The sequence below is a fragment of the Bacteroides sp. genome (assembly GCF_028690125.1).
GTDB lineage: Bacteria > Bacteroidota > Bacteroidia > Bacteroidales > Bacteroidaceae > Bacteroides.
In genome coordinates this window covers 1-20,094 of record NZ_JAQVBV010000047.1, presented here as the reverse complement: position 1 = coordinate 20,094, position 20,094 = coordinate 1, and the positions used below count along the sequence as shown (strand labels likewise).

General features: G+C 41.4%; 20 protein-coding genes. All 20 read left to right on the top strand.

Annotated elements, in window-relative coordinates; all coding sequences use genetic code 11:
• The first annotated feature begins 19 nt into the window (after positions 1–19).
• Entirely contained in the window at positions 20–1,114 is a 1,095-nt protein-coding gene (locus PHO71_RS21790; protein WP_300207496.1) for a polysaccharide pyruvyl transferase family protein, read from the top strand.
• Complete coding sequence (locus PHO71_RS21785) at positions 1,111–2,262, top strand: glycosyltransferase (RefSeq protein ID WP_300207494.1); 1,152 nt, start codon at positions 1,111–1,113, stop codon at positions 2,260–2,262. Before PHO71_RS21790 ends, PHO71_RS21785 begins: the two co-directional genes overlap by 4 nt.
• A gap of 215 nt (positions 2,263–2,477) precedes the next feature.
• On the top strand, positions 2,478–3,491 hold the full coding sequence (locus tag PHO71_RS21780) for a hypothetical protein (protein WP_300207492.1): 1,014 nt from the start codon (positions 2,478–2,480) through the stop codon (positions 3,489–3,491).
• The gene (locus PHO71_RS21775) at positions 3,488–4,696 is read left to right on the top strand and encodes a glycosyltransferase (protein WP_300207489.1); all 1,209 of its coding nucleotides are present in this window, start codon (positions 3,488–3,490) and stop codon (positions 4,694–4,696) included. The genes PHO71_RS21780 and PHO71_RS21775 overlap by 4 nt, the downstream gene beginning before the upstream one ends.
• A complete protein-coding gene (locus PHO71_RS21770) occupies positions 4,689–5,732 on the top strand; it encodes a glycosyltransferase (RefSeq protein WP_300207486.1) in 1,044 nt (347 codons plus the stop codon). Before PHO71_RS21775 ends, PHO71_RS21770 begins: the two co-directional genes overlap by 8 nt.
• Positions 5,729–6,007, top strand: a complete 279-nt coding sequence (locus tag PHO71_RS21765; RefSeq protein WP_300207483.1) for a hypothetical protein — start codon at positions 5,729–5,731, stop codon at positions 6,005–6,007. Before PHO71_RS21770 ends, PHO71_RS21765 begins: the two co-directional genes overlap by 4 nt.
• Positions 6,004–6,249 carry a DapH/DapD/GlmU-related protein gene (locus PHO71_RS21760; RefSeq protein WP_300207480.1) on the top strand — a complete coding sequence of 82 codons (246 nt, stop codon included), beginning with the start codon at positions 6,004–6,006 and terminating at the stop codon, positions 6,247–6,249. Before PHO71_RS21765 ends, PHO71_RS21760 begins: the two co-directional genes overlap by 4 nt.
• A gap of 64 nt (positions 6,250–6,313) precedes the next feature.
• Positions 6,314–7,615 carry a hypothetical protein gene (locus PHO71_RS21755; protein ID WP_300207477.1) on the top strand — a complete coding sequence of 434 codons (1,302 nt, stop codon included), beginning with the start codon at positions 6,314–6,316 and terminating at the stop codon, positions 7,613–7,615.
• A gap of 10 nt (positions 7,616–7,625) precedes the next feature.
• Entirely contained in the window at positions 7,626–8,843 is a 1,218-nt protein-coding gene (locus PHO71_RS21750; protein WP_300207475.1) for a glycosyltransferase family 4 protein, read from the top strand.
• Between the two features lie 238 nt (positions 8,844–9,081).
• Positions 9,082–9,723 carry a phosphotransferase gene (locus PHO71_RS21745; protein ID WP_300207474.1) on the top strand — a complete coding sequence of 214 codons (642 nt, stop codon included), beginning with the start codon at positions 9,082–9,084 and terminating at the stop codon, positions 9,721–9,723.
• A 149-nt stretch (positions 9,724–9,872) separates the two neighbouring features.
• Entirely contained in the window at positions 9,873–10,826 is a 954-nt protein-coding gene (locus tag PHO71_RS21740) for a glycosyltransferase family 4 protein (RefSeq protein WP_300207472.1), read from the top strand.
• Between the two features lie 30 nt (positions 10,827–10,856).
• Entirely contained in the window at positions 10,857–11,057 is a 201-nt protein-coding gene (locus tag PHO71_RS21735; RefSeq protein ID WP_300207470.1) for a hypothetical protein, read from the top strand.
• 19 nt (positions 11,058–11,076) lie between these two features.
• Entirely contained in the window at positions 11,077–11,808 is a 732-nt protein-coding gene (locus tag PHO71_RS21730; protein WP_300207467.1) for a WecB/TagA/CpsF family glycosyltransferase, read from the top strand.
• 380 nt (positions 11,809–12,188) lie between these two features.
• A complete protein-coding gene (locus tag PHO71_RS21725) occupies positions 12,189–13,103 on the top strand; it encodes a hypothetical protein (protein ID WP_300207465.1) in 915 nt (304 codons plus the stop codon).
• A gap of 118 nt (positions 13,104–13,221) precedes the next feature.
• Positions 13,222–14,373, top strand: coding sequence for a GDP-mannose 4,6-dehydratase (gene gmd, locus PHO71_RS21720; protein WP_300207462.1), 1,152 nt, complete (start codon positions 13,222–13,224; stop codon positions 14,371–14,373).
• Positions 14,374–14,392: 19 nt separating this feature from the next.
• Positions 14,393–15,460, top strand: a complete 1,068-nt coding sequence (locus PHO71_RS21715; RefSeq protein ID WP_300207460.1) for a mannose-1-phosphate guanylyltransferase — start codon at positions 14,393–14,395, stop codon at positions 15,458–15,460.
• A 105-nt stretch (positions 15,461–15,565) separates the two neighbouring features.
• Positions 15,566–16,870, top strand: coding sequence for an ATP/GTP-binding protein (locus PHO71_RS21710; protein WP_300207458.1), 1,305 nt, complete (start codon positions 15,566–15,568; stop codon positions 16,868–16,870).
• Positions 16,857–17,531: an RloB family protein gene (locus PHO71_RS21705; protein ID WP_300207456.1), complete on the top strand. Its 675-nt coding sequence runs from the start codon at positions 16,857–16,859 to the stop codon at positions 17,529–17,531. The genes PHO71_RS21710 and PHO71_RS21705 overlap by 14 nt, the downstream gene beginning before the upstream one ends.
• A 197-nt stretch (positions 17,532–17,728) precedes the next feature.
• The gene (locus tag PHO71_RS21700; RefSeq protein ID WP_300207454.1) at positions 17,729–18,679 is read left to right on the top strand and encodes an NAD-dependent epimerase/dehydratase family protein; all 951 of its coding nucleotides are present in this window, start codon (positions 17,729–17,731) and stop codon (positions 18,677–18,679) included.
• Positions 18,676–19,641, top strand: a complete 966-nt coding sequence (locus PHO71_RS21695) for a glycosyltransferase family 4 protein (protein WP_300207452.1) — start codon at positions 18,676–18,678, stop codon at positions 19,639–19,641. The genes PHO71_RS21700 and PHO71_RS21695 overlap by 4 nt, the downstream gene beginning before the upstream one ends.
• The last annotated feature ends 453 nt before the right edge of the window (positions 19,642–20,094 follow it).

Sequence of the window (20,094 nt, the reverse complement as noted above, 5' to 3'; positions counted from 1 at the left end):
TAATAAAAACGATTTCTAAATGAAAATAGGAATAATCACATATCATAGATCTCAAAACCATGGGGCTCAGCTACAAGCCTATGCCACAAAAACAGCCCTTTGTAAGCTAGGCGTAGACGCTGAGGTGTTGGATTGCAATACTATAGGTGAAGAGTCTATGTTTGAATGGCATTTCAACTCTTTGCGTGCATTCCTTGGTTCTATAAAGAATAATGTGCTTAGTCTGGTAAGTGAACGAAAGAGGAATAAATTATTCAAAGCTTTCTCACAAAATATGGTTGGAGTAAGTAAACCATGTTTAACAAAAGTATCTCTTGATAAAATTATCAAAGAGTATGACTATGTCATTACTGGCAGCGATCAGGTATGGCATCCTCAAATTTGTGAAGACCAAACTTGCTTCTTCTTGGATCTACCTGTTTCCTCGAATCAAAAGATTGCTTACGCTCCAAGTTTTGGCGTTCCGGACTATAATCATATCGAGGTAGAGAAGTATATACCTTTAATAAATGATATCGCACACCTTTCAGTAAGAGAAGAAAAAGGGGTGGAGATTATCAAAAAATACACAAGCAGAGAGGCAAAACTTGTAGTTGACCCTACCATGCTTCTTACCAGAGAAGATTGGAATGAAATAGTCAAACCCTCTCATTATAAGAAGTACCTTTTCTATTTTACAATTCTTGACGAGCAGCCAGGAACTGATGCTTTGGTTAGAAAAATAGCAGCAGAGAAGGGGTTGGAGATTGTCCGTATTGGAAGCCTTAAGGACTTGATGAAACCAGGGTTCAAAAATGCCAGAGCAAACGGCCCTCAAGAGTTCCTGGGATTAATCCGTGATGCGGATTTTGTAGTTACAACATCTTTTCATGGGACTGTTTTCAGTATACTGTTCGAAAAAGAGTTCCTGTGTGTATTGAATAATAACAATCGAAATTCCAGAATGGAAACATTGACGCTTCGGTTAGGATTAAAAAAATACTTAGTTCAAAATCCGAATGTCTTTAACTTTTCCAAAGAATTTGAGAAGATTAATTATGAACATGTTAAACAAAAATTAGATATACTCCGTGATGATTCACTGTGTTTTCTAAAGGAATCGATAGGCTTATGAAGACTATTCTATTTGTATTAGAGGACTTTCCAGCATTCGGAGGAATAGAGGGCGTTACCGTTCAACTCGCAAATAAGCTCGTTGATCGTTACAAAGTCCTAATCTGTTCGCATCATCAAAAAGACATGGGAATACTTGACAGATTAGACAAACAAGTCATACTATTTCAAATGCCTGATAAGGGGCTGAATAAGTCCGCAGAAAATATTAACTACCTGCATACACTTATATGTACGCATATTGTTGATGTTCTAATATTTCAAGATAGTTATTTTCCGAACGAATATCTCTTAGACGGCATTAAGAAATACAAAAATATTAAAATCATTGCGGTTGAGCATAGTTCTCCTAATCAAATAGACATTAGTTATTCCTTTGCGCGTTCGAAACAGAAAGAGTCTTTGATAAAGCGTTGTATTCTGTATATTATGCATAAAAGAAACGTGTTTCGGTATAGAAGGAGGAGAACGAGAATTTACTATTGTGCAGATAAATATGTTTTGCTATCGACAAGTTTAGTCGCTTCATTTTTTAAGCATAGCTTTGTCAAATACCCCTCAAAAATAGTAACTATCGGCAACCCCGTTTCTCTCCCACCTATCGACCTGTCCTGCTGTATGAAGAGAAAACAATGCCTCTTTGTAGGCCGACTTGATGTTATGAAGGGATTGGATAGATTAGTAGAAATTTGGAAGCAGGCATCTACCCAAATCCCCGAATGGGAACTTGTAATAGTTGGAGATGGAAAAATGATGCCATATATCAAGGAAGAAATTAGCCTTGGTCATCTTCAAAATGTTAGGTTAGAGGGTTTCAAGACAGATGTTTCTCCTTATTACGAAAAAGCAAGTATCTTTATGATGTGTTCCACCTTTGAGGGTTTCCCACTCGTCCTCCCAGAAGCGATGAGCAGGGGATGTGTTCCTGTTTTATTTGATAGTTTCCCAGCAGCAAGAGATATTATATCATCTTCTATCGATGGTGTCTTAGTCAAGCCGTTTGATATAGCTCAATATTCACGTGAAATCGTAAGTCTCGCCAAAGATCCTTATTTATTGAATAATCTTAAGCACTCGGCCTATAATAAGTCCCAACAGTTCGATTTGGATGGAATAGTTAACAAATGGATTAAACAAATAGAGTCTTAAATATGATGTCTAATATCAATATAATTAAGAAGACAAAAATATCAGTATATATTATGTGTGCGATTACCCTGTTTTCGTGGATTGCATACAAAGGAATAGGAGGTATAAATGCCTATAGATCAACCATAATGGGTATAGGGCTCTTCGCAGCATTCTGCTACTTTCCCTTCTATTATAGGAAGAACAATCATTTTGACAGGATCGTTAACGTCTTGATGACGTGCATATTAGTAATGACTGTTTTTGCAATATTGAAGTCTGCATTTACTACAGGCCCAGTGTATGTTGGTAACAAGTGGCTTACCCTGTTTGGCAATGAGCATTGTATGTACTTAATGCTAGCTCCTCTGTTTTTCTATCTGGGAACTTCTCTATGTAATATAAAAGTCATAGAGAAAGCTATAGGGTGCTATATGTTGTTAAGTGCATGGAGCTTGTTTGTTGATGGTTTAGCCTTATTACCAATCATGTGGGTGGCAGGTGTGCTGTTCCCCTATGTAGATAAGAAGTATAGATTTCTGTTGTTACTGGCATTGATTGAGTCTATATATGCTGGTTTTTTCAGGGCAGGAACTGTGCGTACTCAGATTATCGTAATTGTTGTATCATTTATGTCGTATTATTTACCGCGGTATGCGAGCCCCAAACTACTAAGGTCTATCTGCTACTCTATGGTTATAATTCCTTTAGTGTATTCGGCAATAATGTTGGTGGATCCTCAGTTCTCAGTCTTTGACGTTATTCTAAGTTATTTGGATGGACAAACGGGTAATCAAGAACTGATAACCGATTCGAGGTCATTCCTTTTTTATGAAATGTCAGAAGACCTTACCAGAAATCATGCATGGATATTGGGAAAAGGAGCGAGTTCGACATATGAGTCATCTTACTTTCTCTCAACCAATGGAGAAGGAGATTTCCATCTTCGAATCGTTAGCGAAGTTACATTCTTGCATTTATTAATGCGTGGAGGCATTGTTTATGTTGCATTATACTTTGGAGCAATTTTATATGCCATAAAGAAAGCGTTGACAAACCCGAAAAATAAGTTCGTGCAGTCAATTGCTATTATGGCATCTGGGTGGTTGCTTGTTGCAAGTTTTAGTTCTGAGATGGGCACAACTTTAATTCACGTGGCTGTTTATGCTTTAATTGGATGTTGTTTCTCTAATAACATTGTACGAATGTCCGATAATAATATTAAAGAAGTTCTAAAACTACGTAGATGAAAATAGCAGTTATTCATTCAGGAAATCTTGGTTTCTTTCCTCGCTTCTATTTGGATTTATGTTCATCTGTAGATAAAGCTGGTGATGAAATAATGGCCTTTGTGCCGAATACAGGTCAGAATCGTAGACGCATGTTAGACCGTGAGATACTTTGGGGAACCAAGTTCAATTGGTTTGCTCACTTCAACCTCTATAAATGGACTGGGATACAGGATATTTGGTCAGTATTGAGCACGCGAGATTTGAACAAGAAACTAAAAGCGTACAATCCTGATGTGATTCACCTTCATGGTGTAAACGAGTATATTCTTTGCTTCCCTCTGTTCGTTAGATTGTTGAATAATTTAGGCAAACCTGTAGCATGGACTCTCCACGATACCCGTTACATTACGGCACGTTGTGCTTCTTTCGAAGAGGACCAATGCTTACAGTGGCAGACCGGATGCAAGAAATGTACTACAAATGCCATATATTCAAAGAGTAAAGTCAATAATGTACATCTACAATGGAAGCTTAAGAAGAAATGGTTCAATCTGATTAAGAACCTAACCATTGTCACTCCCTCACAATGGTTGGCCAATCATGTCAAGAATTCTTTCCTACAGGATAAGCCTTGTATTGTGCTCAATAATGGCATAGATACCTCTGGCTTCTCAAAGCCGCTTGACATTAAGATTCCGGCATTGGAGAGCATAAAGGGGAAGATCCTCCTCGGTGTAGCAACCGGATGGGAACATCGCAAGGGGCTTGACACAATGATATGGCTGAGTCAGCATCTGCCGGAGGGGTATCAGATTGTGCTGGTAGGTGGTGTTCGACCGGATTTGGTGGATACTATACCCTCCAATATCATCTGTCTCCCTCGTACGAGCAGCAAGGAGGAGCTGATTGCTATCTATCAGCGTGCGGATGTTTATGTCAATCCAACGCTCGCTGATAACTTCCCCACGGTGAATATCGAAGCTCTTGGAGCTGGTCTCCCTGTCGTTACTTTCCGTACTGGAGGTAGCGCAGAGAGTATTGACGAGAGTTGTGGCATTGGTGTAGAGAAGGGTAATAATCAAGCTCTTCTTGAGGCAATCATGGAGGTATGCCAGCATCCGGAGAAATATTCGCGTGAGAACTGTATCAAGCGTTCTCAAGATTTTTCTCTCACGCAATTTGACAAGTACGTTGAGCTTTATAATTCATTAGTCAATGTATAAGAAAATATACATAGCAGATATCCTCAGCCATACATACCAAGGCAAATCCACGGGTCACTATTTTGCTGTAGCTCGCAATTACCAAGAGATGTTTAGCGATAGAGTCGTGGTGGCAGGAGGTCCTGTTTATAAGACCGGATTCATAGGAGACAATCTCCTCCCGCTCCCCTATAATTCAGGAGGTGGTGGCATAAAAGGCCGTTTGAAGACATTTTCTAATGCTCGCAAACTCTTTAAGGAGGCTGAGGGGCAGGTGATTGTCTTGCAGCAATGCACCACAATTACCACCTTCCTTTGCATAGCCTTTTTCTATCATCGCAAAAGTCGTCTCTTTATGATTCAATATAATAGAGAAGGTTTTCGTTCAAAACTAGGGAATTTGCTATTTAAACTTGCTAAGCGAAAGCTGGATGGCATCATTTGTCCTAACGATATGGTTGGTGAGGCGTTCCAAGGCGTGCCCTATTGCGTAGTTCCTGACTATATATATACTGGTGATGCTTCGCAGCAAGGTAAACCCTATTCAGACCGCAAGTACGACTTCTGTATCGTTGGTCGCCTCTCTCCCGAAAAAGGTGCAGTCGAAGTGGCGAAGTATATCGCTAGGACAGTCTATAAACTCGTTATAGCCGGCAAGCCCCAAAGCGAGGATCTTGCCAATGAGCTGCGTGAGGCTTGTGCCAATGCCACAAATATCGAATTGCACCTTGGCCTAATTCCAGATGAGGACTACTATAGTTATATACATAATAGTAAATACGCTTTTCTCAACTATTCCGGCGAGTACTCTGAACGGAGTAGTGGCGTCGTATTCGATACGCTCTTCAATGGCGTTCCCGTTGTTGGTCGGAGATGCAAGGCTTTGCAGTTTATTGAGGATGATGGGTTAGGGATTGTTGATGATGATATAATGGCGCTTGATATACCTTTACTGATGAATAAAGAGTATCATAGTCAGCTATTAGAGAATATTCAATCCTATCGTAAAAATCAGAGAAAATATATTGATATCCTAAATCATTTTATAAAGCCATGAAATCGTTAGTCTTATTATTATACTATGCTACCTTACAGCATATCCCCATGCAACCTATGCCTGGTTACAAAATAGGTTACACTTTAAGACGGTGGGCTGTCAAGAAACTTCTTGGAGCACGTTGTGGTAGAGATGTTGTTGTGAAAGATCGTTGTTATTTTGGTAATGGAGGGCGCCTTACTGTTGGTGACAGAAGTCAATTGGGGCAAAACGCCCGCATGGGAGGAACCATCACTCTGGGGATGATGTTGTTATGGGCCCCGATGTTGTCATGATGGCAACAAGCCACGAATTCAAGGATTTAGATACTCCAATAAATCAACAGGGCGCGAAATCTGAAGAGCCGATAGTAATAGGAAATGACTGTTGGATAGGTACTCGCGTTATCATTCTTCCTGGCGTTGAAATTGGTGATTATAGTATTGTGGCTGCAGGTGCTGTTGTAACAAAATCTTTTCCTCCGTATTCAATAATAGGAGGCGTGCCGGCGAAATTATTGAAGAAGAGGGGGGGATGACATACAACCAGTTATTACTTACTTATAAAGTTGCTTGATTTTTATGGTTAAAGAAAATATATATTTGACTGAGATGTTTTGCCATCTACATGATGCAAATATCTCGTATTGCGTTTTACGCAATTATGAACAGTTACCACATAGTTGTGGTACCAGCGACCTTGATATGTGGGTAGCATCAAAGGATGCTGAAGCTTGCGAGCGAATTTTCGCGGAAGTTGCAAAGGAGACAAAATCTGTGCTTGCCTCCTATACTGCAGATCAGCATTGTCCCAAGCTTTGCTATCTGAATGCTGATGAAGGTATACAGATTGACCTATTTAAGGGATGCATCATTTGCAAGAGAAAGCCTATGTTCGAAGAATCGGACATAATGGCCAATACGGTGGAGTACAATGGCATCAAGGTGTTAGATGAGCGCTTTGGCGATGTGATGGCATTCTTGAAGGAGATATTAAACAATGGCAAATGTAATGAGAAGTATACAAAGTCACTAGATGACAACAAGTCTGTCTTCACCTCGGAATATCTGAAGAGTAAGCTGGCGAAATTCTCATCGGACTTCTGTGATCTATTTGCAGAGACGATCGCTGTTGGAAACTACAAAGAGGGATTTGCCGATCTTACTCAAATGGGCAGAAAATGCTTAGGTATTACAGGTAGTAGCTTAAATCTCAGCAATCTTACTAAGTCTACTAGGTTGTTTAAACCAACAGGATATACTATTGCCGTATTAGGAACCGATGGATCTGGTAAGAGTTTCATTATCGACCATATTACACCGATATTGAACGAAGCCTTCCATAATGGCATTAGATATGAGCACATGCGTCCTAATTACCTCTCTTCGTTGGCGGTAGCATCCGGCAAAAAGAAAGATACGGAGGAGGCTCATACGGTGTGCACCGATCCGCATGGTTCGAAGCCTTCCGGTCTGATTGGTTCTATTGTGCGACTGAGCTATTACTGGCTGGATTATACTTGGGGCTATTTCCGTAAGGTGTGGCTCGATAAGACATTCAAGACTCATATATGGCTGTTCGACCGTTATTATTATGACTATTATGTAGATCAGAGACGTGCCCGCTTGAATCTGCCTAACTGGATTATCAAGTTGTATGGTCTGTTTGTACCGACCCCTGACCTCACCATCTGTCTTGGTGGTGATCCAGGGAAGATCTACGCACGTAAGCCTGAGACATCGCTGGAGGAGGTAATTCGTCAGACGAAGGTGCTGCAAGACTTTGCTCGAAAGCATAAGAAGGCAGTATGGGTAGATACAACTACTTCAACGGAAAAGAGCATCAAGGCTGCAATGGATGCTATTGTTGAAATGATGTCTAAGAGATTTCAGATTAAAGCTTAAAGGTTAAAGAATGAAGATACTTATAAATTGTTATGCATGTTCACCATATAAGGGCTCAGAACCTGGTATGGGTTGGAAGTTTGTGCACGGGCTATCGAAAGAGCACGAACTCCATGTTATCGTAGAGGGTGAAAAGTTCAAGGAGCATATCGATAGATATTATTTGGAGCACCCAGAGAATAAGGGCGCTATCAAATTCTATTTCATTAATAAAGTTCGTCATCGCACGCTACGCAAGATATGGCCACCTTCGTATTACTGGTTCTATAATGATTGGCAGAAAAAAGCGCTGAAGCTAGCACAGAAGCTTGATGCCAAGGAGCACTTCGATGTGGTTCATCAGCTTAACATGGTTGGATTTCGCGAACCGGGTTATCTATGGAAACTTGACAAGCCTTTTGTCTGGGGACCGATTGGTGGATTCTGCAATTCACCATGGAAGTTGTTGCATACGATGGGATTATATGGTGTTGTGTTCTATGGTATGCGCAACCTGATGAACTCTTGGCAGATGCACACCATTGGTCGTGTAAAGAAAGCCGCTCAGAAGGCCTCTCAACTGATTGCTGCCACCAATGAGGATCGTATAGCTCTTAAGCGCCTGTATGGAAAGGATTCGATTATAATTCCTGAGGTAGGGCTTGAAGATGCTGCTATCAACGAACTTTGCAAACGTGAGGATGGTGAGAAACTGCGCATCTGCTGGAGCGGCCAACATACCCCAGGTAAGGCTCTCAATCTCCTATTGGAGGCTTTGAATATATTAGACCGAAAGGACATTGAACTCCATGTGATTGGTAAAGGCCAAAAGAACAATGAATGGAAGAAAATGGCAAAACGCCTTGGTTTGCAGTATATTGTATGGCATGGTTGGATGGAGCGAAGTGAGGCTCTTCAGATCATGCAGAGTTGTCATCTGTTCTGTATCACCAGCCTAAAAGATTTGACCAGTACAGTTCTCCTTGAATCTCTCTCCTACGGTATGCCGGTTATTGCTCTTGATCATTGCGGTTTCAGTAATGTACTTACGTACGAGTGCGGTCGTAAGATTGCCATCGAAAGCAAGGATCAGGTAGTACACGACTTTGCTGCTGCTATCTACGAACTAGCTGATGACGAGTCTTTGAGACGCAAACTCTCTGAAGGAGCACGTAATCGAGCGCTCGAGTACAATTGGCCAGATAAGGCAAAGACAATAGATGAAATATATCGAAATGTCGCAAAATAAACTATATCGATTCAAGACTTTCCGCACGTCCTACTACTTCCCAACTCCATCCCCGGAACGTAAGTTCCTCTATGGTCTCTATACTCCCTTTGGTGGTGGATTGGCGAAGAAGTACTGGGATGCTTTCTGTGGATGCTCGCTCGTGAAAATGCTGACTCGAGTGAGAAATGCAGACAGGGAGTTTCCTTATTCGCTCATTATGTCGATGATGCCGAAGGGTTCTGTAGTGTCGTTCAACATGGGCACCCCTGGGCCGGAACAGAAGATCTCTATGTTGGGACTGGAGCAGGATGGTAAGCACTTCTTTGCTAAGTACAGCACAAAGGTGGATGCCATGGCTCTTTCGCGAAATGAAATCAAAATTCTGAGCGCCTTGCGTGGAACTGGACTTGTTCACGAACTCTATGATTACAAAGACGGGGGTAACTATGTCTTCTTCCGTACATCATGCGTAGATGGCAAGAACCCTACCGACCTTCTGCTAAACGACCGGATTGTGGCCCTCGCCATCAAAATCAATCAAACCAATCTGCACGAAGGAGCGCTCATGACTTCGCTGTCTCATGGAGACTTTACCCCCTGGAACGTGATTATCTCACCGGATGGTGTGTATCGGATGATCGATTGGGAATTGGCTGATGAGCGCGAATTGGGTTATGACATTTTTACATACATCACTCATGTTGGAGCATTACTAAAACCAGAAGATTCTCCATTACATTTGATTGACAGCTATAAGTCATTAGTCGATAAATATTTTGCGGAATTTGGTATTTTAGATTGGATCCCCTATATGAAAGCTTTTGCTCGCAGGCGAATTGCGTACGACAAAAGAAAGGGCGAATATGAACATGCAAAGAAATTTGAAACAATGTTATGAAGAAAAGTAGCAAGCCAAGGGTTTTATTTATAGTACAGTTCCCGCCGCCTGTCCATGGCTCATCTATGATGTGTGACTACATCCGCAAAAGTAAGTTTGTGAATTATGAGTTTGCCTGTGACTATGTAAACCTTTCAACATCTCGCAAGATGAGTGAGATTGGAAAGAAACCGCTTCTTAAGTTGTGGCGTTTCTTTATTACTTATTTTTCTTTTATTAGCAAACTACTTACTCATCGTTATGATCTGGCATATATAGCAAGTACCTGCTATGGCATTGGATTTCTGAAGGATATGCCCTTTATTGGGCTTTGCAAGTTGGCATGCAAGAAGGTGGTCCTGCATCAGCATAATCAAGGAGCGCGGTATTACACACTTAGGTGGGGATATCGTCGGCTGATGCCGCGGGTATATAAAAACGTAAAGGTCATACTTCTGTCATGGAATTTATATGATGATATTAAGGACATCGCATCGAAGGACCAAATTTTGATTTGCCCTAATGGTATAGAGGGACTAAAAAGTCTATGCCCACCACGAACTCCTAATGATATTCCGAAGATATTCTTCTTGTCTAACCTGCTGAGAGAAAAGGGTGTGATAGAACTTCTCGAGGCGGCTCGCCAATTGAAATCCGAAGGTGTTGACTTCTCGATAGACATGGTTGGTGGTGAAACTGCCGACTTCAATAGCCTGACTTTTCAAAATGAGATTGAAAGCCGAGGGCTCAAAAATGTGGTCACATATCATGGGCCAAAATATGGTGACGACAAAGAGCCTTTCTGGCAGAATGCAGATATCTTTGTCTTGCCAACTCTGAGAGAATGTTTCCCGCTTGTCGTATGCGAAGCTATGCAACACGAACTCCCTTGTGTGGCCTCATACGAGGGTGCCATTCCAGATATTATTGAGGAAGGTGTAACTGGTTTGCTGTTTGAAAAGGGAAATGCAGAAGAACTTGCCAATTGTCTAAGAAAACTCTTGCAAGACTCAAATCTCCGCTCCCGAATGGGGAAAGCAGGCTACGAGCGCTATCAAGCCAACCTCACCATCGATGCCTACGAAAAGAAAGTTGTTGAGTGCGTGAAGGAATGTTTGATCTGATAACTCACTTCTGCCGTTCTATTGGCTCCTTTGGCTGCAAGCTCTTTGATGGACGCTTCACCGAAGAGCAGTTTGAGCGTACAATGCAGGAGTGCCTACGGATGGGGATGGAGTATTATAGGTGTGCAGATTGCGGATATAATTGCCAGCACAAAGGCGTTCACTGCTAATTATGGTAATGGAAGAGTATGTATGTGTGCAAGCTATGAAATGCGAATGACACTAACTTAAAACAAAAATCATACTGAATATGAACGTATTTAATATTCATATCGAGTTTGACTCGAAGGTGTTCTGCAAGGCTGTGGAAGACTATATCGCCAGGAAGGTGAAGGCGTATGTGTGCGTGGTGGATGCCAATGTGATCACCATTTCGCAGAAGGACTTGAAGTACCGCGAGATTGTGAAGGCGGCAAATATCAACACATGCGATGGCAGTTCCATTTCGAAGATGGTGAACTCGATCTATGGCACTCAGTATTCGGCCTTCAATGGTCCGGAACTGTTTGAGTACTACATCGAGCGTCCATACAAGCATGTGTTAATGGGCAACACGAAGAAGAAGGTGGAGCAGATCAAGGCTAAGGTGGCCGAGAAGGGACTGGAGCTGGATCTGACGCACGTGGATGTGCCTTTCGTGCCGGTGGAGGAGTTTGACTATCCTGCCATCGCGAATCAGATCAACGCGCTGAAGCCAGACATCGTGTGGGTGAGCCTTGGTGCTCCGAAGCAGGAGAGGTTTATCTCGAACATTTTCCCCTACATCGAGCAGGGTGTGCTGTTCGGCATCGGTGCTGCGTTCAACTTCTACACGGGCGACCTACACAACAACAAGAAGGAGATCCGTGGCCTGCGTTTCATCTGGCTGGAACGTATCTTCAAGGAACCCAAGAAGCAGCTGAGCCGCGTGGGTAAGTTTCTGCTGGCGATGCCCAAGATGTATTGGGATGAGAGGTGCAAGGCTATGGCTATGCGCAAGTAAAGTTCTTCCCTTCGAGAGCTTCAGGATAAACTCGGCTGATGAATGGCAGGCGCTGTTTGACCTGACGATGGAGCAGGGTGTGATGGCGGTGGTGCTGAAGGGCATGGCTTGTGGTCTAAAAACAGGGAGTATTATAAACATTAATTGAAAATAAGAATTTTACTGTGCCTTGTAGAATAACTTATGACAAACGCCTAACTTGTACAAATATTAAAATATTAAATGGCTTAGAAGATGAAAAATACAAAGGGATAAGCGGCGGTCCAGTATATTCTGGGAAGAATATATATGGGGTTTGTATCGCTGATTTATTTATAACCTCGGAATATATCATTTCCCTTTTAGATAATCTGCACTCGCACTAATAACTATATATTGTTATGTTTGATATCTACTTTAATCTGTTTACCTACTTACCTTCAATAATTGCAGACTGGGCAATTCAAGCAATTATTGCTATTATATCTTCGATATTAGGAGCTTACCTAGGTTATCGATTAGCCATGCGCGCTGAAAGAGAAAAAAGAAAGGTAGATGCTCTTGAACAACAAAACAAAGAAAAGAGTACAGCAAAAAGCATAATTCAGTATTACCTTTATCATCTCATTGATACTCAAAAATACATACTTGAAACGATTAAGAATTATAAAGAATATGCCAAATTATGTAAGGAAAAACCTTGTGAAATAAATTATGTAAAAAAGCTAGCAGACACTTCCTTAAAGAAATTATATGAGTTTAATTTAAAAGATCTTTACAATTCATTATATGTATTGGGCAATGATAATGAAGAAAATAAAGAAATATTAAATTTGACAAAGATAATTGACTTTATATACCTTGTTATTAAAGAAATGGAGTCAATGAATATCAAACAAGGAAATTTCACTTACGAAAGGCAAAAAAATGTTCAATCAAACATCAATTCTATAATTAATACATTACGATTCCTTTATAGCGTTGAAGATACTAATACTCATAGAGAAAAAGTAAACATATTTTTCAATATAATTAAAGAAAACAATTCGACCAAAAACTACAGAGTTCTTAAAGATAATTTATTTATTCCGATAATAGAGTGGATAGATAATAAAACTAGAAATCCGTCAACACGCAACGAATTCTATGAAAGACTATTTCCTTTATGCCAGCAATCTATAAATGAAATTGACAACATAGGATTCAATGTTTACAATCTAGGGGATGACATAAACAGCTATTTGAGTTCATTAAAAAATAAATCAAAAGAATTAAAAGAGTTAAAAAGCAAACTAAATCTTCTTTTGGAAAAATAATAGCTGTATATATCGCATAATATTATTAACAAAACAAACTCAATTCACAGCTATAATATACTGATTCAGAAGAGAAATCGTCACATTTAGAGCAAATAAAACCATAAAATATTAATCAATGAAAAAAATAGCATTAATCACTGGCATCACGGGTCAAGACGGAGCTTATCTGGCAGAATACTTAATCAAACTTGGATATACGGTGCACGGGATTAAACGGCGGTCATCGCAGTTTAATACGGATCGTATTGATCATTTGTATCAGGGGCCGCACATTGAAAACCGTAACTTGATTTTACATTATGGTGACCTTACGGATTCCATGAATATTACCCGTATCATCCAGGAGGTGCAGCCGGATGAGATTTATAACCTGGCGGCCATGAGTCATGTGAAGGTGAGTTTCGATACACCCGAATATACGGCCAATGCCGATGGATTGGGTACCTTGCGTATCCTTGAGGCAGTTCGCTTACTGGGGCTGACCAACAAAACCCGTGTTTATCAGGCTTCAACTTCGGAGTTGTACGGGCTGGTGCAGGAAATTCCTCAAAAAGAAACTACCCCGTTTTATCCCCGTTCACCTTATGCGGTGGCTAAGATGTACGCGTACTGGATTACTGTAAACTACCGCGAGGCTTACAATATGCATGCCAGCAATGGTATCTTGTTTAATCATGAGTCGCCGCTGCGTGGCGAAACTTTTGTTACCCGCAAGATTACCCGTGCGGTAAGTAAAATCGTTTTAGGAATGCAGCAGGAATTGTTCCTTGGTAACTTGTCGTCTCAGCGTGACTGGGGCCATGCAAAGGATTATGTGCGTGCCATGCATGCCATTCTGCAACAGGATAAGCCTTCGGATTATGTAATTGCCACAGGTGTAACAACCACCGTGCGCGATTTTGTTCGTTTGGCCTTTGGCGAAACGGGTTTAACTGTTACTTTCGAAGGTGAGGGTGCTGCCGAAACGGGTGTGATTACGGCCATAGACGAAGCTCGTTTTGAAGCTGCTGTAGGCGAATCGTATCTTGCAGAGGCTAAGACATTGATCGGAAAAACAGTTGTGAGTGTGGATCCGGCTTATTTTCGTCCTACAGAAGTGGAGTTGCTTATTGGCGATCCTACCAAGTCGAAAACTGTATTGGGATGGGAACCAAAATATGACCTGAAGGGATTGGTCGAAGATATGATGCGTAGCGATATCAAGGGAATGAAAAAGGATTCGTATCTGAAAGAAGGCGGATACCGTACATTAAACTACTTCGAATAATAAAATACAGCCTTAACCAATGAAATCGAATACAAACCATCTCGTAATAATGGCCGGGGGCATTGGTAGCCGGTTCTGGCCAATGAGTACGCCCGAAAGGCCTAAGCAGTTTATCGATGTGATAGGTTGCGGACGTACCATGATTCAGCTCACTGCCGATTGCTTTAAAGGGGTTTGTCCGCCGGAGCATATCTGGGTGGTTACTTCCAAAAGTTTTGCCTCGCTGGTACGCGAGCAGTTGCCGGAGATTCCGAAGGAGCATATTCTGCTGGAGCCTTGTATGCGTAATACGGCTCCTTGCATTGCCTATGTGGCCTGGAAGATTGCGATGCGCCATCCGGAGGCTAATCTGGTGGTTACTCCTGCCGATCATGTGGTGATGGATACCGTGGAGTTTCAACGGGTAATTAAATCGACTCTTTCGTTTACAAAGGATAGCCGGACTTTGCTTACCCTGGGTATGAAACCCAACCGTCCCGAAACGGGCTACGGGTATATTGAGGCGGATATGGATGCCGCTTCGCCCATAAATAAGGAGGTGTTCAAGGTGCGTGCGTTTAGGGAAAAGCCTTCGCTGGAGCGTGCGGTTTCGTACATTGCTCAACCAAATTTCTTTTGGAACGCAGGGATTTTTGTGTGGAACGTGCAGACTATCGAAAATGCAATGCGCTTGCAGCAGCCGGAGATTGCCGAAATAATGGATAATGCCGCTCTTTCTTTTTACTCGCCCATCGAACAGATGGTGATAGACGAGTTGTTTCCCCAATGTCCCAACATTTCCATCGATTATGCCATCATGGAAAAGGCAAAGGATATGTTTGTTGTTCCTGCAAGTTTTGGTTGGAGCGATTTAGGTACCTGGGGTTCGTTGCATGAACGTTCGGAAAAGGATGCAGACAACAATGCCACCATCGGAAATAACATTAAGCTGATTGAAAGCAGCAATTGCATGGTGCACACCCAGGAAAACAAAAAAGTAGTAATACAAGGCCTGAACGGTTACATAGTTGCCGAAAAAGACAACACCCTCCTTATCTGCCAACTCAGCGAGGAGCAACGTATTAAGGAGTTTTCGAAAGGGATATAAGTTGCGAAATATATTTAGAATATTTATAGTTAACAAAGCAGAATACATCACATTTAATCGTATATTTGTAACAATTACAACAAATATTAAATTAAGAGCAATATAATGGTAGAAGAATTCAGTTTTGGTAATTTCACTTCATTCAAAGAGTTGAATACGTTGAATATGACCGCAGCTAAGATAAAATCGAAAGATATTCGGCTGGATTTGGATAACGTGTTTATGAATGGTGACACCTCCTTACTTAAAGCAAAAGGAATTTACGGAGCCAACGCATCCGGAAAAAGTAATGTGGCAAAGGCTTTGGTGGCTTTTCTGCGGATTATTACAGATTCGGTTAAGGATGACAAAATTCTTGACAAATACATATTTCCGTTCTCTCTATCTACAGAAACTTTTGACAAGCCTTGTTTCTTTCAGCTAATTTTCAGGCATGAAGGAGTTAGGTACCGCTATGGATTTGATGCGGACTCTTCGGCAATTCATAGTGAATGGTTGTATGCAACACCCGGAAAAAGGGAACAAGCCTATTTTATAAGGGAAAACGCCCAATTGGTAACTATTAACAAAACTTACTTTGCTGAAGGTGAAAAGTTTCAGTCGTTGTTGCAAAACGATGAAGAAAATCCAATTTTCAGAAATAATTCGTTGTTCCTCACTACTCTTTCATCTTTTGCATTGGGTAAACTTTCGAAGGCATTACTAAATACTATTACAAACATTACGGTAATAAATGGGCTAGGGTCTAGTGGTATGTATAATTCATCTATTGAAGCCTTGGATGATCCGAAACAAAAGAAACTGGTAGTAGACTTCTTAAAATATGCCGATACGGGTATTAAAGATCTTAATACAGTCCAGATTCCTTCATCTCTGAATGAAAGCTCGGATACTGCCAAAAATGGAAAAGAAAATAAGACAAAGAAAATAGTTGTTTCAATAAAAGATGTGTACGATGCTAACTTTAATAAAGTTTCTGATATTCATTTTGCTTTTGACAGGCAAGAGTCTGAAGGAACAAAAAAAATATTCGAATTAAGTACGGCTATTCTAGATGCATTGAGGGAAGGAACTACGTTAGTTATTGACGAATTTGATGCCCGGTTCCATCCTCTCATTACTAAAAAGATTGTGGAACTTTTCAATTCGTCGGCTAATGTTTCGGGACAACTTATCTTTGTTACGCACGATACAAATTTGTTGTCGTCGGATTTGCTTCGCAGAGATCAGATCGACTTTGTGGAAAAGGACAAATATGGTGCAAGTCATTTATATACATTAGTCCAATTTAAGGGAATAAGGAGTACTGACTCTTTTGAAAATGATTATATTAGAGGGAAATATGGCGCCATCCCTTATGTAGGTGGAATTAACAATCTATTTAAACATTTCGATAATGCCGAAGGCTAAAACATATACAAAAAAATCGGACCAAGGTAAAGCCTGGAACAGAAATAAAGGGTCCAGGTATACGGTAAGTAAGATCGAAAAAAAGGAGACTGTACTGATTGTTTGTGAAGGTCAGACAGAAAAAGTTTATTTTGAGTCGTTTCCCATTCGTACTTTAACGGTTAATGTCGTAGATCTGGGTGGACAGAGTAAAACTAAATTGGTAGAAAAAGCCAAAGATCTAAATAAGAAACATGCATGTGATATTGTTTGGTGTGTATTTGATATGGATGTGAGTAGAGGCTCTGACGAGTTTCAGTCTTTTGACAGTGCCATCTTGATTGCTCAGCAATTGAAATATGAGGTTGCTTACTCAAATGATGCTTTCGAACTTTGGTTTTATCTGCATTATCATTACACTGACCAACCGAGTCACCGGACTTTTTATTACGAGAAATTGAGCGAATTTTGGGATATAAATTATCAAGAGGATGGAAAGTGTATTGGCTTTTGCACGCAGCTTTATGAAATATTGGAAAAAGACAGCAGAGCCTCACAAGCTGAAGCGATTAAACGGGCAGAAAAATTACATGCCAGCTACCAGATGGAAGCTCCACACAAACAAAACCCGGTTACTACCGTCTATAAACTTGTTCAATACCTGAATGAGCACTCTTTTTAAATGAAGATAAACAGAATGTAATGTCTGTTGAAAAGTTCTTTAGGAGTTTTCTAAGGAATAACAGGGGTTTTGTTCAATATATAGGATAGTTAGTACAAGATCGCCTTTAATTTTAACAATATTATCAAACTTAAGTTAAATTTACGCTTTACTTTCCTTGGTTTTATTGCTATTGATAAAATAAAAGTTTTTAAACAATGAACATTTTAATTACCGGAATCCACGGGTTTGTGGGGTCCAATCTTGTAAAGGCGCTGGGTGCGAAGCATGCGGTGTATGGGTTGGATATTGTGGCTCCTTCTAAGGCGGGAGTGGTTAAGACCTTTAACTGGAAGGATTTGGAAGAAAACAGGTTACCGGTAATGGATGTGGTTATCCATCTTGCCGGTAAAGCACACGACACGAAGAACCAGAGCCTGGCGCAGGCTTACTTTGATATTAATGAGGGGCTGACTAAAAAGGTGTTTAATTATTTTCTGAAATCGAAGGCGGGGAAGTTTATCTTTTTCAGCTCGGTGAAGGCGGCAGCGGATTCGGTGCCGGGTGATATCCTTACCGAGGAGGTGGTGCCTGCTCCGGTGGGTCCGTACGGTGAGAGTAAGATTGCGGCGGAGGATTATATTCAGGATAATTTTGATCTGGAGGGTACGGATGATAAGTTGGTGTATATCTTGCGTCCGTGTATGATTCACGGGCCGGGTAACAAGGGGAACCTCAATTTGTTGTACAAGGTGGTGAGCAAGGGGATTCCCTGGCCGCTGGGTGCTTTTGATAATCGCCGTTCGTTTACGAGTGTGGATAATCTGTGTTTTGTAATAGATGGGTTGGTTGCCGGGATGGTGCCTTCGGGTATTTATCATATGGGCGACGACGAGCCGATTTCTACCAACGAACTGATTGGGGTGATGTGCGAGTCGTTGGGCCGAAAGGCGCATATCTGGAATTTGCCGAGGGAGTTGATGCAGGGTATCGCGTCGTTAGGCGGTGTGTTGCAACTTCCGTTGAATAGTCAGCGGTTGAATAAGCTGACAGAGAATTATGTGGTGAGTAACGCAAAGATAAAGGGGGCATTAGGTATAGACAGGATGCCGGTAAGTGCCCGCGAGGGTTTGTTGATTACATTAAATAGTTTTAAAGAGAAGGTATGATTTACGTTTATATTGCTTTTTTGTTGTTTTTGCTGGAGCTGGCTTACTTTGTGGTGGCCAAAAGGTTGAATATCGTGGATAAGCCGAACGCGCGGAGTTCGCACAAGACGGTTACCTTACGCGGGGGAGGGATTATCTTTTACCTGGGTGCGTTGGTGTATATCTTGTTCTTTGGGTTGAATGATCCGTGGTTTCGTGTGGGGCTTACCCTTATTGCGGGGATCAGTATGGTGGACGACGTGCAGCCGGTGTCGAGCAAGGTGCGGCTGGTGTTTCACTTTGCAGCCATGTTGTTGCTGTTTGCCCAGTGGGAGTTGTTTGGCAGTTATCCGTGGTGGTATATCCCCATCGCGCTGGTGTTCTGCACGGGTATCATCAATGCCTATAACTTTATGGATGGCATAAACGGGATTACCGGTGGGTACAGCCTGGCGGTGCTGGGGCTGCTTACCTATGTGAATGGGTTTGTAGTGCCGTTTATGGATGCGGATTTCCTGTACGTGAGCCTGATTTCGGTATTGGTGTTCAACTTCTTTAATTTCCGTACCCGGGCGCGCTGTTTTGCCGGGGATGTGGGTTCGGTGAGTATGGCGTTTATCGTGTTGTATGTGCTGGGTACGCTTATTTTGAAGACGGGCGACCTGAGCTGGATCGTTTTTCTGGCGGTATACGGCGTGGATAGTGTGCTTACCATTGTACACCGTTTGATGCTGAAAGAGAATATTTTTAATCCGCATCGCAAACATGCCTACCAATTGATGGCCAACGAGCTGAAAATTCCGCACGTTATGGTGTCTGGGTTGTATGCGGTGCTGCAGGTCGTCCTAGGGGCTGCATTCTTGTATACAGGCGACCATCATTGGGCGTATGTTGCTGTGGTTCTGCTTGTTCTATCAACGGCTTATGTGCTGTTTAAACGTCGCTACTTCCACCTGCATGTACAGGCCATGGCGAACCGTTAAGATTATATTCCACATAAACAACCAAACGAACTAATAAATAAAGTGTTATAGAACATGTAAAATTAGTTTGGTGGTTTAGAAAAGTGCCTTATATTTGCAGTACGATATAAGACACGGTACTACAGTACCTTTCTCTTATGTTAGTTAAGGTTTTGGTTAAATAAGAGATATCCGGTTCGTGAGAGTCGGATATTTTGCTTTTATAGCCTATCGGTCTTCATTTTTAACATTTTAATTTAATATTTTCACATTTAAGTCTTTGATTGTTTAATAATTTGATTATATTTGTCACCGATTTCTATATCCAGTTGCCATTTTTAAGTATTCAGTGAACCATGCTTGATAATTCTAATTCTAATGCCGTGCCGACCAATGAGCCAGAGGAGAACCTGGTTCATCTGATTGTGCGATACCTGCAGGTGTTACTTATACACAAGTGGGTTTTTTTGTGCG

What these genes read in the sequence shown, in the direction of transcription:
- PHO71_RS21790 (WP_300207496.1), top strand. Translation starts at nt 20, where the DNA reads ATGAAAATAGGAATAATCACATATCATAGATCTCAAAACCATGGGGCT.
- PHO71_RS21705 (WP_300207456.1), top strand. Translation starts at nt 16,857, where the DNA reads ATGCCGAAGGCTAAAACATATACAAAAAAATCGGACCAAGGTAAAGCC.
- PHO71_RS21700 (WP_300207454.1), top strand. Translation starts at nt 17,729, where the DNA reads ATGAACATTTTAATTACCGGAATCCACGGGTTTGTGGGGTCCAATCTT.
- PHO71_RS21730 (WP_300207467.1), top strand. Translation starts at nt 11,077, where the DNA reads ATGAACGTATTTAATATTCATATCGAGTTTGACTCGAAGGTGTTCTGC.
- PHO71_RS21750 (WP_300207475.1), top strand. Translation starts at nt 7,626, where the DNA reads ATGAAGATACTTATAAATTGTTATGCATGTTCACCATATAAGGGCTCA.
- PHO71_RS21765 (WP_300207483.1), top strand. Translation starts at nt 5,729, where the DNA reads ATGAAATCGTTAGTCTTATTATTATACTATGCTACCTTACAGCATATC.
- PHO71_RS21770 (WP_300207486.1), top strand. Translation starts at nt 4,689, where the DNA reads ATGTATAAGAAAATATACATAGCAGATATCCTCAGCCATACATACCAA.
- PHO71_RS21780 (WP_300207492.1), top strand. Translation starts at nt 2,478, where the DNA reads ATGACGTGCATATTAGTAATGACTGTTTTTGCAATATTGAAGTCTGCA.
- PHO71_RS21695 (WP_300207452.1), top strand. Translation starts at nt 18,676, where the DNA reads ATGATTTACGTTTATATTGCTTTTTTGTTGTTTTTGCTGGAGCTGGCT.
- gmd (WP_300207462.1), top strand. Translation starts at nt 13,222, where the DNA reads ATGAAAAAAATAGCATTAATCACTGGCATCACGGGTCAAGACGGAGCT.
- PHO71_RS21745 (WP_300207474.1), top strand. Translation starts at nt 9,082, where the DNA reads ATGGGCACCCCTGGGCCGGAACAGAAGATCTCTATGTTGGGACTGGAG.
- PHO71_RS21785 (WP_300207494.1), top strand. Translation starts at nt 1,111, where the DNA reads ATGAAGACTATTCTATTTGTATTAGAGGACTTTCCAGCATTCGGAGGA.
- PHO71_RS21715 (WP_300207460.1), top strand. Translation starts at nt 14,393, where the DNA reads ATGAAATCGAATACAAACCATCTCGTAATAATGGCCGGGGGCATTGGT.
- PHO71_RS21740 (WP_300207472.1), top strand. Translation starts at nt 9,873, where the DNA reads ATGAGTGAGATTGGAAAGAAACCGCTTCTTAAGTTGTGGCGTTTCTTT.
- PHO71_RS21710 (WP_300207458.1), top strand. Translation starts at nt 15,566, where the DNA reads ATGGTAGAAGAATTCAGTTTTGGTAATTTCACTTCATTCAAAGAGTTG.
- PHO71_RS21775 (WP_300207489.1), top strand. Translation starts at nt 3,488, where the DNA reads ATGAAAATAGCAGTTATTCATTCAGGAAATCTTGGTTTCTTTCCTCGC.
- PHO71_RS21760 (WP_300207480.1), top strand. Translation starts at nt 6,004, where the DNA reads ATGATGGCAACAAGCCACGAATTCAAGGATTTAGATACTCCAATAAAT.
- PHO71_RS21725 (WP_300207465.1), top strand. Translation starts at nt 12,189, where the DNA reads ATGTTTGATATCTACTTTAATCTGTTTACCTACTTACCTTCAATAATT.